Annotated in this window: 14 protein-coding genes; 8 read left to right on the top strand and 6 right to left on the bottom strand. The window is 46.3% G+C overall.

The features are described from left to right. Positions 1-321 precede the first annotated feature (321 nt). Positions 322-2,502, bottom strand: a complete 2,181-nt coding sequence (locus OL444_RS15375) for an immunoglobulin domain-containing protein (RefSeq protein ID WP_264731953.1) — start codon at positions 2,500-2,502, stop codon at positions 322-324. A gap of 592 nt (positions 2,503-3,094) precedes the next feature. On the opposite strand from OL444_RS15375, the gene OL444_RS15370 reads away from it, so the two are divergent. After that, complete coding sequence (locus OL444_RS15370; RefSeq protein ID WP_264731955.1) at positions 3,095-3,559, top strand: hypothetical protein; 465 nt, start codon at positions 3,095-3,097, stop codon at positions 3,557-3,559. A gap of 17 nt (positions 3,560-3,576) precedes the next feature. Here OL444_RS15370 and OL444_RS15365 read toward each other — a convergent pair whose 3' ends face one another. Further along, entirely contained in the window at positions 3,577-3,972 is a 396-nt protein-coding gene (locus tag OL444_RS15365; protein WP_264731957.1) for a hypothetical protein, read from the bottom strand. 88 nt (positions 3,973-4,060) lie between these two features. Next, positions 4,061-4,441, bottom strand: a complete 381-nt coding sequence (locus OL444_RS15360; protein ID WP_264731959.1) for a DoxX family membrane protein — start codon at positions 4,439-4,441, stop codon at positions 4,061-4,063. 164 nt (positions 4,442-4,605) lie between these two features. On the opposite strand from OL444_RS15360, the gene OL444_RS31815 reads away from it, so the two are divergent. The 4 genes from OL444_RS31815 (at position 4,606) to OL444_RS15340 (ending at position 9,261) form a co-directional block, all read left to right on the top strand. Further along, positions 4,606-5,190, top strand: coding sequence for an acyl carrier protein (locus OL444_RS31815; protein ID WP_307734882.1), 585 nt, complete (start codon positions 4,606-4,608; stop codon positions 5,188-5,190). A gap of 397 nt (positions 5,191-5,587) precedes the next feature. Beyond that, on the top strand, positions 5,588-6,160 hold the full coding sequence (locus tag OL444_RS15350) for a Crp/Fnr family transcriptional regulator (protein WP_264731961.1): 573 nt from the start codon (positions 5,588-5,590) through the stop codon (positions 6,158-6,160). A gap of 274 nt (positions 6,161-6,434) precedes the next feature. Beyond that, positions 6,435-8,150, top strand: a complete 1,716-nt coding sequence (locus OL444_RS15345; protein WP_264731962.1) for an amidohydrolase — start codon at positions 6,435-6,437, stop codon at positions 8,148-8,150. 142 nt (positions 8,151-8,292) lie between these two features. Next, entirely contained in the window at positions 8,293-9,261 is a 969-nt protein-coding gene (locus tag OL444_RS15340) for a leucine-rich repeat domain-containing protein (protein WP_264731964.1), read from the top strand. Between the two features lie 14 nt (positions 9,262-9,275). On the opposite strand, the gene OL444_RS15335 is transcribed toward OL444_RS15340, so the two are convergent. Both OL444_RS15335 and OL444_RS15330 read right to left on the bottom strand, forming a co-directional pair. Further along, positions 9,276-9,635 carry a DUF4180 domain-containing protein gene (locus OL444_RS15335; protein ID WP_264731966.1) on the bottom strand — a complete coding sequence of 120 codons (360 nt, stop codon included), beginning with the start codon at positions 9,633-9,635 and terminating at the stop codon, positions 9,276-9,278. A gap of 44 nt (positions 9,636-9,679) precedes the next feature. Then, entirely contained in the window at positions 9,680-10,807 is a 1,128-nt protein-coding gene (locus OL444_RS15330) for a helix-turn-helix domain-containing protein (protein WP_264731968.1), read from the bottom strand. A gap of 211 nt (positions 10,808-11,018) precedes the next feature. On the opposite strand from OL444_RS15330, the gene OL444_RS15325 reads away from it, so the two are divergent. Continuing rightward, on the top strand, positions 11,019-12,077 hold the full coding sequence (locus OL444_RS15325) for an alpha/beta hydrolase (RefSeq protein WP_264731970.1): 1,059 nt from the start codon (positions 11,019-11,021) through the stop codon (positions 12,075-12,077). Here OL444_RS15325 and OL444_RS15320 read toward each other — a convergent pair. Beyond that, positions 12,074-12,511: an SRPBCC family protein gene (locus OL444_RS15320; RefSeq protein ID WP_264731973.1), complete on the bottom strand. Its 438-nt coding sequence runs from the start codon at positions 12,509-12,511 to the stop codon at positions 12,074-12,076. The two genes, OL444_RS15325 and OL444_RS15320, sit on opposite strands and share 4 nt — an antisense overlap. Before the next feature lie 282 nt (positions 12,512-12,793). On the opposite strand from OL444_RS15320, the gene OL444_RS15315 reads away from it, so the two are divergent. Then, the gene (locus OL444_RS15315; protein ID WP_264731976.1) at positions 12,794-13,414 is read left to right on the top strand and encodes an RNA polymerase sigma-70 factor; all 621 of its coding nucleotides are present in this window, start codon (positions 12,794-12,796) and stop codon (positions 13,412-13,414) included. A 65-nt stretch (positions 13,415-13,479) separates the two neighbouring features. Further along, positions 13,480-14,439 (top strand): FecR family protein, encoded by a 960-nt coding sequence (locus tag OL444_RS15310; RefSeq protein WP_264731978.1) that lies wholly within the window; start codon positions 13,480-13,482, stop codon positions 14,437-14,439. Positions 14,440-14,485 lie beyond the last annotated feature (46 nt).

Here is a 14,485-nt window from a genome sequence, read left to right as displayed (position 1 = left end):
TAATCGTTCAGGGTTTGATGGTTTATAATCCGCTTGTAAATTACATCGAATAGCAGGAAAATAAATAGCAGTCCACAACTATCATCTATGTTAAACACCCACCGGTATTACCCTGCCGTACTACTTTTACAGGCACCTCTGCCGTTACTACCTATCCTCCTGTCAGGTTTAATTTTCTGCTCATGGAGCGCATCATTACTGTTGTGATCAAATTTATAGCCGGCGTATACGTGGAGGTAAATCGGGCGACCTATCTACCAGTTACTCCCGCTTCAAAAAAAATGAAGCGGGAGTAATCCATGGTGAACACAATAGAAAGCATTAATGTCTGCGTTGTTTTTTTACCGGCTCACTGTTTTTTTTATTGTTTTTTTGCATAGCCTGGCGGGTCGCAAGCGGGCACCCATTGGTGATTTGTACTTTTATGATCCAGGCATCTTCCAATCCTTTATTACCCGTTGTTATATCTCCATCTGCAGAGTAAGTATACCCTGCTGCTACATATTTATTGGCCGGCTCATTCTCATTAGCCAGCAGTGCGGGTTGTAAGGCATACAACCGGTCGGTTTTACTGCCACCCAATGTCAGGTCGCCCATTTTCTGCCCATCTTCCGTAATGGTCATCAGCAGAAAATCATCTTCTCCTTTATTGCCGGAAGTGATATCTCCATTGGATGAACGGGTATAGCCTCCCAGTAGATATCCGCCGTCAGACAATGGCAGCAAGGCCGTCAGCACATCAAAACTGCTGCCACCATAGGTTTTATCCCATTGTTTTTTACCCAGGCTATCTGTTTTGATCACCCAGAAATCATCCAGACCTTTATTCCCTCCGGTGACATCCTGGTCGGACGAAGCCGTAGTACCGGCAATCAGATAGCCGCCATCGGCTGTTTGTAGAATTTTAGCTGCTTTATCACTCAAGCTGCCACCATAGGTTTTATCCCACTGTATTACGCCATCGGCATTTACTTTAATGATCCAGACATCTTCCGCTCCGTTGTTACCATCCGTCACATCACCGTCTGCAGAATTCGTATAGCCGGCCAGGATATAACCACCATCGGCAGTTACGGCCGCACTGGTTAAAATGTCGGTTTCAGTACCGCCCCAAACATGATACCAGTTCGGATTGAGAGTTCGCCCCAATTCTGCCACCCATATATCTGCTTTCCCATTATTGTACTGCGTCAGTTGGGGCTCATCTATATCGTTAAAAGTAATCCCTCCTATCAGAAAATCCAGAAAATTTTCACCATTGGTAATGGTAGTGGCCCGCATATTTCCATCCTGAATCCGGATGCCGGAAAATGTTAACTTGTCTTCGGAATCACGAAGGGAATACCTACGATATATGCCCTCTTCCGTCTCCTTGCGCCCCCGGCCATAACCCACCGCCATTACAACTTCCCCTCCAAAATCTGAGGCAGTCAGCGCCAGACCATTAGCATTAGCAATTCTTTTTTCTTCCTGTTGCTGATAGCCCGAATCCAGCCGGATCACCAGCATTTCCGGTTTTCTGTAAGGCCAGGCGGGCACCTGACCCACTGCGCCGCTATTGGAGGTACCCACCAATACATATTGCTTTTTTTCCACATCAAAAGGTCTAAGAATCGAGACCATATCATATATCCGATCAGATAGTTTACCGCCAAAAGTACTGCCCGACAGTTTTTTGAAAGTACTCACCACCGACAGTACATTCACGGTCACTTTTGTTCGGGAAGGCTGGGTACAACCACTGGTAATACCCGTGGTTTCCGCATAATACACGGTGGTATTATCGAGGGCTGGTGTCGTAAAGCTGGCACCGGTAAATATGGCCGTTCCACCAACCGGTTGTGTATACCATTTGAACACCGCATTGGCAGGCGCGGTGGCCTGTAAGGTGGCGGAACCACCCTTGCATACAGATACACTGGTATTGGCAACCGTAGGAGCCGGGCGCATGTACTGCGCATAGTTTACCCGGAGTATACCCGGAGCGCCACTACTGGTAATGGCGCTCAAAACAACGTATACCTTGTCAAATGCTTTTTTCGCAGGAAATGTAACTGTCAGTGAAGACGCGGGTCCTGTAAATACCGCACCTATGGTGTTCAGGGAACTCAGGTCATTATTATCGACAGTCCCTTCATAAGTACCGATACTGACATTTTTAAGTTTACTGACATCGGTGCTGGTTAATCCGGAAAACACTATCCGGATACTATCTCCCACACGGCCGGTAGATGGAAATTGCAGGAAAATCCGACTTTGTCCGCCAGGGCCGGTATTTTCCAGTTCAGCATACGTTGTCACATCATTATCGACTGCCAGATCAGGATTTCTGACCGCGCAGCCACTGGCACAATTGACGAGCGTATTCGTTTGGGTAGTCGCACGTATACAGGGTACGGGCTGCGCCTGTACGGTACCCGTCCCGCATAAAAAAAACAATAACAAACAAGCCTGTTTCTTTATGAACAGGGAAAACGGGGATAACATCATGTGTGTAGACATAAAGAAAATTTAAGGTAAACGGATAGTAATTAAACAGGGTTAACAATAAATACACCTTTTCATAGGATCAACATTCAGGGCTATTCAAGTGCAGTAATAAGGAAGTTAAAGGCTGATGGTTTTCAAACGGTAAATGTCGGATAATGATAGTATACAGGCTTATTACGTCTGTTGATAAAGAAGATAATCACTGAGGGTTTTATGGTTTATAATTCAGTGGTAAATTACAATAGATAGCAGGAAAATAAATAGCAGTCCACAACCATCGTCTCTGCGCACTATCATACCTGTATTACAATACCGGCCTTATTTTACAGGCACCTCTACCGTTGTACGATCCGGTTGTAAGGAGTTTCATTTCTGCACACCACGTACATGGCTATTATTGAGGTAAAATTTTCCGGCGGCTACGTGTGATGTACAGCTACTATTGTTGGGCTGTGTAAAGCAGCAGATGATGCTATTAGGAGTATAGCAACTATCTTTACCTTTTTATTGACTATTCTTATACCTTACCATGTCCCAACGCGCCAACAACATCCCTGCTTACGCCATACTCATACTAACTGGTTTAGCGGGCATTATATTCAACATGTACAATCGGCATGATAGGTATTACCTGGGGGAGACACTGGAAACATTTACCCTACGGATGGAAGCACCACCATTTTATCACCCTGGCACTAAAGGACACTCCTCCCATTACAGACTTAAAGCTACCGGCTATTATTGTCAGTTCCGGCTTTCAAATGGTGCTTATGCAATAATCGATGAAGATAAAGCGGTAAAAGATATGCTTACCAACCTGCAGGCCAATGATACGATTGCTGTGGCCATCAGGGCTAATGATAGCGATCTTTTAACAAAGAACAACAGCGAAATCCGTATCATGGGCTTAACGGTCAAAGGCGTTTCCTATATACAACCTGAGATCGTTGCCAGCAAAGATTGGAAAACCTGTATTATCAACTTCTCTGTTTGTATAGGTGCCCTTTTAATAGGAATAGTAATATTTTTTTACAAGAAGATGGCGACAGATAAAGCCACTACAGCATAATAAATATGCCACACACTTTATTTTCCTTGCAGCGGACTTACCAAAAACGCCGTATCAAATCCCAGCTCATTCAAATAAGCTACGCCATCCTGTATACCCGTTAGATTCCTGCCGGTCCAGCCCCGCCTGATACCCTCTGTAATCAATGCACGGATGTATACCGGCCGGTGGATAATAAACCGTACCGTCTCCTGCGTTCGTTGATTGAAAATATCGATACCGGTGTACAAGGGATGTCCTTGTATAGGATCACAATACGTTAAAAAGTGTAAGATTAACGGCGTAGCTTTATGCCCGTCTGAAAATATACGGACGATGAGCGTTGTTGTATCAGTAGTCACGGCATACACTTCCTTAATCGTGTATACGTACACGTTATTGGCAACGGTTATCTTCCTTAATTTACGTTTCATCTTCTTCCCACAATAATACTAAAAAGCGTAATACCACTATCAGGGTGGTATTACGCTTTTACAGACTTCATTATACAACAAACTACGCTTATGCCCGGAGCATAGGTGCGTACTTGGCTCTGTTTTCAAAAATAACCCACAGGTTGATCGCCAGCAGGACCAATGCGATAGGCAGGCCGGATGGTGCTGCTGTGATATTGATCAACAAAATACCGATCATCACCGGGAAAATAATAATCGCACCCAGTGCCCGGTATTTATTGGTAATAAACAACACACCACCTACTACTTCTGCCACACCCACCAATGGAATCAGCCAGCTTACCTGCATAAAGGCGGTCATGACCTTCACCATGCTTTCCGGTAAATCCTTGGGAACCGGCATGTAATTAAAAAACTTATTGAGTCCTGCATTGATGAACATCAACCCAAATAACAGGCTGAGTATAAAAAGGATTTTCTTTTTCATAGTGGAGTTTTAAAATTTAGAAATTGGTTTTGTGTGACGAGCTCAAAATTACTAAACTATTCTTGTTAATCCTAGCTCCTTTTTCCACCAGATATCCCCCAAAACGATCGCTACATGCGCTTCTCCGAAAATATTTACTTACTTTGCCATATACCTTTTCAATAATGGGCCTGGACACCGTAGAACTAATCATAGCGATTGAAAATTATTTTCAGATAGCCATTCCGGACGCCGAAGCGGAAAAAATCTATACCCTCCGGGATATGGCCCGGGTAGTCGCCCGGCATTTACAGATCACCACCGAACACACCGGGTTACAGGAACAACTATTGCAACAGGTCGCCGGAGGTATCCGATCATCGGTTTTGACAGACAGAGAGATCGCACTCACTGATCTTGTCTCCACCTATCTTTCACCCGGCGCTACTGCCAGCTGGTCCATATTTACGCAACAGCTGCTACTGCAGGTACCGGTGCCGGAAATTGCGCCGGCAGGCAATCGTTTCAGCGACCGGTTGAAACGGGCCTTCCGTTCCTCTCCCACTTATGACTGGGCAACGATCACCATCGAACAATTTATAGCCGTCATGGCTGCCTGTAATTCCCGCGTACTCATTGACCCAAAAAACATCAGCAGTACCTATGAAATCTATGTTATTGTTGCCAGCATTACGGTGGAGCAAACAGGGGTTGACCCTTATGAAACAGGACCGGATAAATCATTCACCGATGACCTGGGGATAGAATAAACGCTCTCCTCCTGCTTTATCATTTCCTCGCTCACACCTACGCCTCCTTCCTTTGATACGAATACCTTATATTTGCCCCATCATTTTTGCGGCGGTGGCATGCTTATACCTGACAACAGTACTGGCTTTATTGGGCCATTGCTGACATTTCCCTTAAATGAACCATTTTTCAGACACTGTTATTACTGCATCGAATGAGTACAACGCTATAACGTACCTCAAATAAACCGTCGTTATCAACAGCCGGCTATACACCATACACCGGGGTGTGATTGCTCGTCCTTCAGATCAGGGTCTTACCAGACACCATTACAGCAAAATGGAAACGCTACCAGGAAAGCTGCAGGTATGGATGCCTGTCTTCACCAATGCTTTGTAAAATTTAAAACATCACGCCATGAGATTACCACCACAAATGGTAGCTATCTTTTCAACTATTGGCCCGCTGACAGATGCCTTTTTGCAAGACATTTCGCAGATGATGGAACCGGTGTATATACCTAAAAAAACACAGTGGCTATCCAACGGTAAAATATGCCGGCAGGCACTATTCCTGGAGGAAGGGCTATTGTATAGCAGCTATGAAGAAACAAAATATACCGCCACTACCTGGTTTATGAAGGAAAATGAGTTTGTGATTTCCGTAGAAAGTTTCCTCCGGCAAAAACCCTCCACCGAAACCATCACCGCACTGGAAGACTGTGTAGCCGCAGGCTTGTCTTATGAGCATCTGAAACAACTGCTGACACGGCACCCCTGCTTCCAGCATATTTATACCCATCTCATCGAACATTATTATATCCAGAGCGAAAAGCGGGCTTTTAATCTGCGTAAGCGGGAAGCTACCGACCGTTATAAATTCCTGCTGCAACACCATGCAGAAATCATTCAACGGGTACCTTTAAGCCTGATAGCGTCTTATCTGTGTATCAACCTGGAAACCCTCAGCCGTATCCGGAGCAAAATCTGACACCACCCCGGCCGTCAGTAAACAGATGCATGATAGTACCCTGGCCAATCCGGAGGAACATACCTCCCCGGCGGGGAAATAAAAATAAGCCTGCCACCACAACAACTATCCGAAAAGGGGTGTTTACTACAGTAATGCAGTGCGTTACTGACACGACGAAACAATTGCATATCAGCGGCTCTTCTATGATCAGGCGATAAACAACCAGTATACCCTGCCCCTCATTGTCACCATTCAAATGAACCATTCCATGTTAAACGAAAACTTTCATGCTATGAAGAAAACCGGCTATTGCGCGCGCTACCTCATCTGCACCTGGCTGCTATTATTGTTCCATAGCGGGTATGCCCAGGATACCTCCGCCCTCATTTTTTATACTGCCGGTGGTAAAATCCTGACCATGACCGGCAACCAGCCCACCTACGTAGAGAGTGTAGTGGTGCAACATGGTAAGATTACCTATGCCGGTAGCAAAGCACACGCACTCCGGTATAAAAAAGCACACGCCAACATGCGGCCGGTACAACCCGGCGAAGTACTGATGCCTGCCTTCATTGATGCACACGGCCACGTTGTGCAGGATGCCACTACCGCCGACCTGACAGATCTTAGTCCGGCGCCGTATGGCACCGTCAATGATATTCCGGCTATCCAGCAGGCCATACAGGATACCATCCGGAAAAGCCCTACCGATACCGCTATTATTATAGGCATTGGCTATGATGATTCCCGGTTAAAAGAGTTGCGGCATCCGACAAAAACAGAACTGGACGTCATATCGGCGGCACATCCTGTTTACGTGGCGCATGTCAGCGGCCATATGGGCGTAGCCAACTCCAAACTGCTCCACCTGTTAGGGTTTGATATTCCCGGCGCTACTGTGCCCGGTGGCGTTATTGTCAAAGATGGCGACGGAAAACCACTGGGGTTAGTGATGGAAAATGCCCACATCGCCGTATTGCTTTTTATACAAAAACATAGCGCGGCCCCTGATCCTGCGAAGGTGATGCAAAGCCTGCTGCGTTCGGAGAAAAAATGGTTCTCCTATGGCATTACTACCCTCTGTGAAGGACGGGCAGATCCCAATGCCATTAACCTGGTTCGCACGGCCAATCAGCAAGGATTACTGAGCGGAGATTTTATCGTAGTCCCGGATTATGACTTAAACAGGTACCAGCTGCCTGCATTAAAGCCCTACTATAATAAGTATGATGGCCACTTTAAAATAGGCGCCATCAAATTTACCTTTGACGGGTCGCCGCAGGGCAGGTCTGCCTGGTTATCTCAACCTTATCTAAATCCGCCACTCGGCGAGCTGCCGGGCTATGCGGGGCATCCCATCTACCATCATGATTCTGCCTATCAATTCGTGAAATCCGTCTTTCAACTAGGGATGCAGGTACACATTCACTGCAACGGCGACTCGGCCATACACGAAGGCCTACACCTGATCGATACCCTGAAAGACTTTGTTCAGAAAGATATGATCAATGTACTGATACATAGCCAGGTTTGCAGACCCGATCAGGTGCCGCTGTTCAAAAAGTATAACGTCATGCCCAGCTGGTTTCCTACCCATTGTTACATCTGGGGAGCATGGCACCGGGATAGCATACTGGGGCCTGCCCGCGCGGCGCATATCAGTCCGTTGAAACAAGGGCTGGACAACCAGGTGCTATTCACGATTCATACCGATGCCCCGGTTACGCCGCCTGACTTACTGACCGCCGTTTACAGCGCAGTGAACAGACGTACCTATAAAGACAACCAGGTACTCGGCCCCGATCAGGTAATCTCCGCCTACGAAGCATTGAAAGCCATCACCATCAATAGTGCGATACAATGGGGAGAAGCAAATACGAAAGGCACCATTGAAGTCAATAAACGTGCAGACCTGGTACTACTGAAGGGCAATCCCCTCACGGATGACCAAAGGTATATCAAGATAATAGCCACTTTCAAAGATGGCCAAAAGGTATATGGCAAATAGTACCAGCTGATCAGACGCTGTAAATTTTCCATGACATGCTTTCGCACCTGGCAACAGCCCTGTACCCTACATGGGCTGTTGCTGTTACTTCCTCCTCCCAAGCATGCGGCAGGATGAACTTTATGTTTTACATTTGAAGCCTATGGAAGGTACCTTATTGCATTACAAAGGGCAGCAACTCACCGCATTTCCCAGAGAGTTATTACAGCACAAACATATTACGAACCTGAATCTGGATGACAATCAATTGGCTGTGATCCCGGAATGGATCGTGGAAATGACACAGCTGAAAGTATTGTACCTGAACAATAACCGGCTGACAGACATCTCCCTGTTAACACAACTGCCATCGCTGGAAATTCTCCAACTGGATAATAACCAGATTACCCATCTTCCCGACAGTATTGCTCAAATGAAGCATTTAAAAAGACTGTATGCCAATGGCAATCAGATCAGCCACCTCCCCGATGCCTTGTGTGCATTACCGCAATTAAATACCCTATTACTGGCTAAAAACAATATCACTACCCTTTCCCCTCAGCTGAGCAACTTAACACAACTGGACACGCTAAATCTCTTTCAAAATCAAATAACGGATATACCGGAAAGCATTGGCCAGTTCCCCCTGCTGAAATACCTGCAGCTGAGCCAAAATAACATCCTTCATTTACCGGATAGCATCGGGCAAAACAAACAATTATCCAACCTGCAGATTTTCTCCAACCAGTTACAGGAGATCCCATCCGGATTAAAAGAAGCCACCGCCTTACAATATCTGCGTATCGGTGACAACCATATCAAACGGATCGAAAATATACCGGATACCATCCGGCAATTGAGCATCTATGCCAATCCTGTCGACTACATCGATCCTTGCATATTGGAGTTATTTACACAGGACACCCAGGAGAAAAGATATAATTATCTATATGTAGACCGCCTGCAATACGAAGCCTTTAATCAGGAGTTGCAAACTATTTCACCACAACAGCTTAAAAAAGCAGACCTTTCTTCCGGCCAGATTTACTGGGAAGATTATAAAGATATGCCCATCGCTTTAATACAAAAATGGGGGTTACAACGTAGCAAGGATACGGATACCTTTCATTAATACCTGCACGACTATTATTTCGACAGTCGTTCTATCGCCTGTGTCAGCGAATCCAGGAAATTGACCTGCTTTCCTTTATTGCTTTCATAAATAAAATCCCGGAGGCTCTTACCCGGATACTTTGCAAATTCGCCAATGATCACCAGGCGCAATTTATAGTTGGATACTTTCTGGAGAATCTCCCCTGCCACACCCGTTTTCAGGTCAAAAAAATCAGGTATAATATTTTCCTCGTGTAAAATTATCTTGTCAAAATCCTGATAGGCAAGATCCATCATTACCTGCAATGCATCATCAGGATTATGAATCAGGATACCTTCTGCCACTACTTCTGCCGCCTGGCTGTTTCCGGTCTGGTGTGCTACTATATTCATCTTCATTAAAAATATGAGGGACGAAAATAAAACAAATCCCTGGGTTATACTTTCCCCTTTTGTTGTTGTTTCAGGTAATCTGTAGGTGACAGACCGGTCCACTTTTTAAATGCCGTATTAAAAGTGGTTTTTGAATTAAACCCGGCAGCAAAGGCAATCCCTAGCATATTCCAGGTTTCTGCCTGGGCAGACAGCAGCAACCTTTGCGCTTCTTCCACCCGGTACCGGTTCACAAAATGATAAAAATTACTGCCGGTAGCCTGGTTGATCAGGTAAGAAGTATCATGAATGGTGACACCTAATTTTTCTGCCACCACCGGCAGGGTTAGTTCGTTATCCAGGAAAATTTTATCTGTTTCCATCAGCTGCGTCAGGCGGCGGGATAACTCCGCAAGGGCATCATCGCTTAAACGCGGCGGCCGCACGGGCGCAGCATCTGCCGGCGCCTCCACCATGACCGCTATCTCTTCCATTACAGCCGGTTGAAAAGCAAATACTGCGCCTTGTCTTACGGCGAAATAAGCCAGAAAAAACACAGCTACCGCATACACAAAAGGAATAACAGCCAACACCACCGGCCACCCAAACAACGCATCATTGATCCAGAAAAAACAGATGACAGCCAATATCAACAGGAAATGCTGCAACCAGCGGAGATCAATTTTTTCTGTATCCGCAGCAATCAGCTGTACTTGCTGCTGATGCTTTATCAGTGCCCGCCCCGATGCTATAATATAGCCCAGTAACAGCAATGGCAGCAAATCCCGGAGGATGACGACTGTATCTCCCACCTCGAAAAGTTGGTGGAGTATAATCGTACTGCTGCGATGAAAAATCAGCAGCTCCGCTACCGCGTAAACAACAAAAGGCAAGCAATGCAGGGCATCCCGTCTCCCAAAAGTCTTCGCCGGATGTACAAAAAACAGGGTACTGATATATAACAAAGGCCCCAGTAAAAACTCCGTACTGTAGATCCATTTCAATACATAGGGATAGGTAGCTGCCAGCCCCGTTACTTCCAGGTAAACACCGGTAAATGCCAGGTTCATTGCCAGCATAAACAGGGCCAGCCACCGGTTGGCTGCCGGATTTTGCCGCAGCGGGTGAAAACACAACAGTAACGCCAACAGACAACAAGCCCCTTCCGAAAAGGACAGTAAGAAAATCTTCATCACTGAAAGATAGCCATTTTCAAAAATTACAGGAACAACTTCCCCCCTCCCGGCGATCCAAAACAAGGATTTCCCAACCCGAACGGATACAGCCGGACTTGTGCAAACCCGCCAGGAATCAGCCTTACCCGCCAAAAGGTGTTCGAACGGATAAGGTCGGGCGCTCATGAACGGCCATGCGGATACTTTTGTTCCAACAAATTCAATGCACATGAAAAGATTACTTTCCCTGCTGCTGCTCATCAGCGGGTATGCGCAATCCCAACACAAAGGCACCATACAAACCGACACTGTGGTGTCCATTGCCCTGGCGCATAATATCACACACGAAAATGTAAACAGACCCGTAACGATCTATCTGCCACCCAGCTATGCCCGCTCCGATAAACGTTACCCGGTTCTTTACCTCCTCCACGGTATCGGGGATGATCATCAGAACTTCGTGGATAACAACGGCCGGTTCAATACCATTCAGGAATTGATGGACACCGCTATTGCGGTACACCGTATGCCGGAGATGATCATTGTAATGCCCAACGAAAAAACAAACCGGTATGGCAGCTTCTATACCAACTCCGCGGCCACCGGTAACTGGGAAGACTTTACGGTGCAGGAACTGGTAGCCTATATAGATACCCGGTACCGCACGATAGCACAGGCAGCCTCCCGCGCGATCGCCGGCCACTCCATGGGAGGTTATGGCGCAATCCTGCTAGCCATGAAACATCCGGACGTTTTTGGTACTACCTATGGGATGAATAGTGCCTTCATTGGGCCCTGTGGGGAATTTAACACCAACAACCCGCAGATGAAGGCATTTGTACTAGCCAAAACAGTGCAGGATTATGATACCCTTTTTGCCCGAAAACAATACGTGGCAGTAGGTACACTGACGGTAGCGCAGGCTTTCTCCCCCAATCTTTCCCGTCCACCGCTCTACATCGATAAGCCTTTTAAAATGCAGGGACACCGGCTGGTGATCAATCCGCCGGTTTATCAGCAATGGTTGCGGCATGATGTGGTAAGGCTGGTGAAAAAATACAGAGCCAATCTGTTAAAATTAAGAGGACTGAAATTTGATACCGGCATAGCAGATGAGTATCAATTCATTCCCCTCAACAACCTGGCCTTTTCCCGGCAACTTACCGCCTTTCGTATTCCACATATATATGAAGCCTATAACGGCGATCACAGAAATCGCCTATGGGGATTGGAGGGCAGAATTTACACGGAAGTATTTCCCTTTATAGCAGCTCATATTGCTTATTAGGCGCCCTGCTCCAGCTGCTTTTTTAAAATGACCAATGTGGTATTCCAATAAAAATTAAGATGCTGGTAGATCTCCTCCGTAGGGAAATTGGATAGTGTCAATAGCAACTCCGTCTGCTCTTCCTGCGGTACCAGCACAAACCCGATCTCCGTGTAGTGCGCCGCATCATCTGACAGCCGGGACAAAGAACTTAGAAAGTTGTAACGCAGCTCTCGCTCCGGCGTATAGGCCAGCACGATTCCTTTGTTTTCAAAGGCAACATGATGAAATCCTTTTATCAGCATAGGGCTGCCTATTTCCCAGGTGGTGGTGATACGGAGCTGAAAGTCGGCGCCACCCATCCATTTTATCATGAATGGAATAGTTGTCAGGGATTGCCATACGCTCGTCACAGGCGCATGAATCGTTATCTTTTTTTCGATGACGGAATGCATATTTTGTATATAGCCGCTTTAACCAGACTATTGGGTAAAGATCGGTAAAACAGGATTAGCAATGTGGTTGGTTTCCTCCGGGAAACCAACCACATTAAAACTATCTTTAGCGGGAACGGTACACCTCTTTAAAGTATTACAGCGCCTGGAGCGCAACTCACTGGTCGGCAAACAGGTATTCGTATACTTTAGTTCCGCATGGAAAAACACTGGAAAAGATTATCAATGAAAATGGACCCACAGTCTCCCCCCTGTACACGCTGTACTTAACTTTAAAATAACATGCATGCACTAGCATGGCAGCGCAAATTGGTGCATCTTACTGCTATGCGCTATACCGAACTCACCGACCGGGAATTATTGGAACGTATTAAATGTGATGACATCCCCGCATTTGAAACATTGTACCGGCGTATGTGGGAATCGCTCTACCTGTTTGCTTTCAGGCGACTCAAAAGCAAAGCAGATGCAGAAGATGTGGTACAGCAGGTATTTATGAACATCTGGGAAAACCGGGCCACCAAAAACATCACCGGCTCCTTCTCCAACTATATTTTCACCGCTGTCCGTTACGAAGTAATAGATCAGCTGACCGCCATGCTGAAAGACCAACAGCAACTGGCACATATACAAACCCATATCCTACCCGACTTCAACGAAGCCCTGGAAAACCTGCTGGCGAAAGAAATGGATAAAGAGATCGCGCAACATATTCAACAGATGCCGGCACAGATGCAAAAGATTTTTCGCCTCAGCAGGGAAGCACAAATGACGCCGGAAGAAATAGCGAAAACCCTTTCGCTGTCGGAGAAAACCGTCCGGAATCAACTCAGCATGGCCGTTAGTAATTTACGCCCGCTGGTTAAAGAGAGCCTTGTTTTACTGCTCCTTTTACAGGCATAACAATTTGGTAACACCAACAACCGGGATAACATGCCTGTTTTTCGGGCATATACCAAACGGCCCGTATGGAGTTACACGAACTAGCACCCCTTTTACAACAATACAGGAATGGAACAGCTACCCCGGAAGAGATCCGGCTGGTAGAAGCCTGGTTGCTGCGAACAGAAAAGACAACTGCCTATCTCTCCCCCGCTGAAAAAAGCAGCACGGAAGATCGTATACTCCGTAAGTTAAGGGCCCACATCGGGGTACCGCCTGCCAAACGCAGGCGCTTATTCCCTCCTGTTTTTATTCGTATAGCCGCCATGTTTATCCTGATAGCAGGTGCAGGTTATTCCCTGCATCAATATCGTTATCACTTGCTGGATTATTTCGATCCCATTCCGCAATTAACCATCAGCAGTGGTCCCTATAACCTGCAACAGGTAGTACTCTCCGATAGTACCCGGGTAACACTTGCGCCCAACAGCCGGCTTACCTATCCTGCAAGATACCGGGGACCGTTGCGGGAAATCACCTTCACCGGCAAAGGTTATTTCAGCGTGGCTAAAAATCCGGCACAACCATTTGTAGTACATACCGGCAACCTGCAGGTGCAGGTACTGGGTACTTCCTTTGTAGTCAGCAATCAGCCACAGGACAACATCGTAGCCGTGAGTGTATTGACAGGGAAAGTGCAGGTACGCCATCAGCAGCAATCACTGGGTATTCTTACCGCTCATAAAGCCCTTCGTTTTAATAAAACAAGCGGCCAATCGCTGCTTAGTGAAATGGAACCGGCTCCGCAAATGGATTGGATCAACAAACGTCTGGTATTTAATACCACCCCGTTACCGGAAGTATGGAAGACACTGGAAAGCCAGTACCACATTACAATTCAAGTACCCATCAGTGTCGTGAAAGAGAAAGTATTTACCGGTGAATTTACAGCCAAAGATTCCTTCACTGCCATACTGGATATCATTACCATCTCAACAGGTTTACAATATCAGTCATTGAATGATAGCACCATAAAAATCTATTAATAAAAAAACCGAAGCGTCTCGCAAACGCTCCGGTTATCTATTTAAA

This window comes from Chitinophaga nivalis, from assembly GCF_025989125.1.
In the GTDB taxonomy this organism is placed as follows: domain Bacteria; phylum Bacteroidota; class Bacteroidia; order Chitinophagales; family Chitinophagaceae; genus Chitinophaga; species Chitinophaga nivalis.
This window is presented reverse-complemented; position numbering and strand designations above follow the sequence as displayed.

What these genes read in the sequence shown, in the direction of transcription:
- OL444_RS15375 (WP_264731953.1), bottom strand. Translation starts at nt 2,502, where the DNA reads ATGTCTACACACATGATGTTATCCCCGTTTTCCCTGTTCATAAAGAAA.
- OL444_RS15370 (WP_264731955.1), top strand. Translation starts at nt 3,095, where the DNA reads ATGTACAATCGGCATGATAGGTATTACCTGGGGGAGACACTGGAAACA.
- OL444_RS15365 (WP_264731957.1), bottom strand. Translation starts at nt 3,972, where the DNA reads ATGAAACGTAAATTAAGGAAGATAACCGTTGCCAATAACGTGTACGTA.
- OL444_RS15360 (WP_264731959.1), bottom strand. Translation starts at nt 4,441, where the DNA reads ATGAAAAAGAAAATCCTTTTTATACTCAGCCTGTTATTTGGGTTGATG.
- OL444_RS31815 (WP_307734882.1), top strand. Translation starts at nt 4,606, where the DNA reads ATGGGCCTGGACACCGTAGAACTAATCATAGCGATTGAAAATTATTTT.
- OL444_RS15350 (WP_264731961.1), top strand. Translation starts at nt 5,588, where the DNA reads ATGAGATTACCACCACAAATGGTAGCTATCTTTTCAACTATTGGCCCG.
- OL444_RS15345 (WP_264731962.1), top strand. Translation starts at nt 6,435, where the DNA reads ATGAAGAAAACCGGCTATTGCGCGCGCTACCTCATCTGCACCTGGCTG.
- OL444_RS15340 (WP_264731964.1), top strand. Translation starts at nt 8,293, where the DNA reads ATGGAAGGTACCTTATTGCATTACAAAGGGCAGCAACTCACCGCATTT.
- OL444_RS15335 (WP_264731966.1), bottom strand. Translation starts at nt 9,635, where the DNA reads ATGAATATAGTAGCACACCAGACCGGAAACAGCCAGGCGGCAGAAGTA.
- OL444_RS15330 (WP_264731968.1), bottom strand. Translation starts at nt 10,807, where the DNA reads ATGAAGATTTTCTTACTGTCCTTTTCGGAAGGGGCTTGTTGTCTGTTG.
- OL444_RS15325 (WP_264731970.1), top strand. Translation starts at nt 11,019, where the DNA reads ATGAAAAGATTACTTTCCCTGCTGCTGCTCATCAGCGGGTATGCGCAA.
- OL444_RS15320 (WP_264731973.1), bottom strand. Translation starts at nt 12,511, where the DNA reads ATGCATTCCGTCATCGAAAAAAAGATAACGATTCATGCGCCTGTGACG.
- OL444_RS15315 (WP_264731976.1), top strand. Translation starts at nt 12,794, where the DNA reads ATGCATGCACTAGCATGGCAGCGCAAATTGGTGCATCTTACTGCTATG.
- OL444_RS15310 (WP_264731978.1), top strand. Translation starts at nt 13,480, where the DNA reads ATGGAGTTACACGAACTAGCACCCCTTTTACAACAATACAGGAATGGA.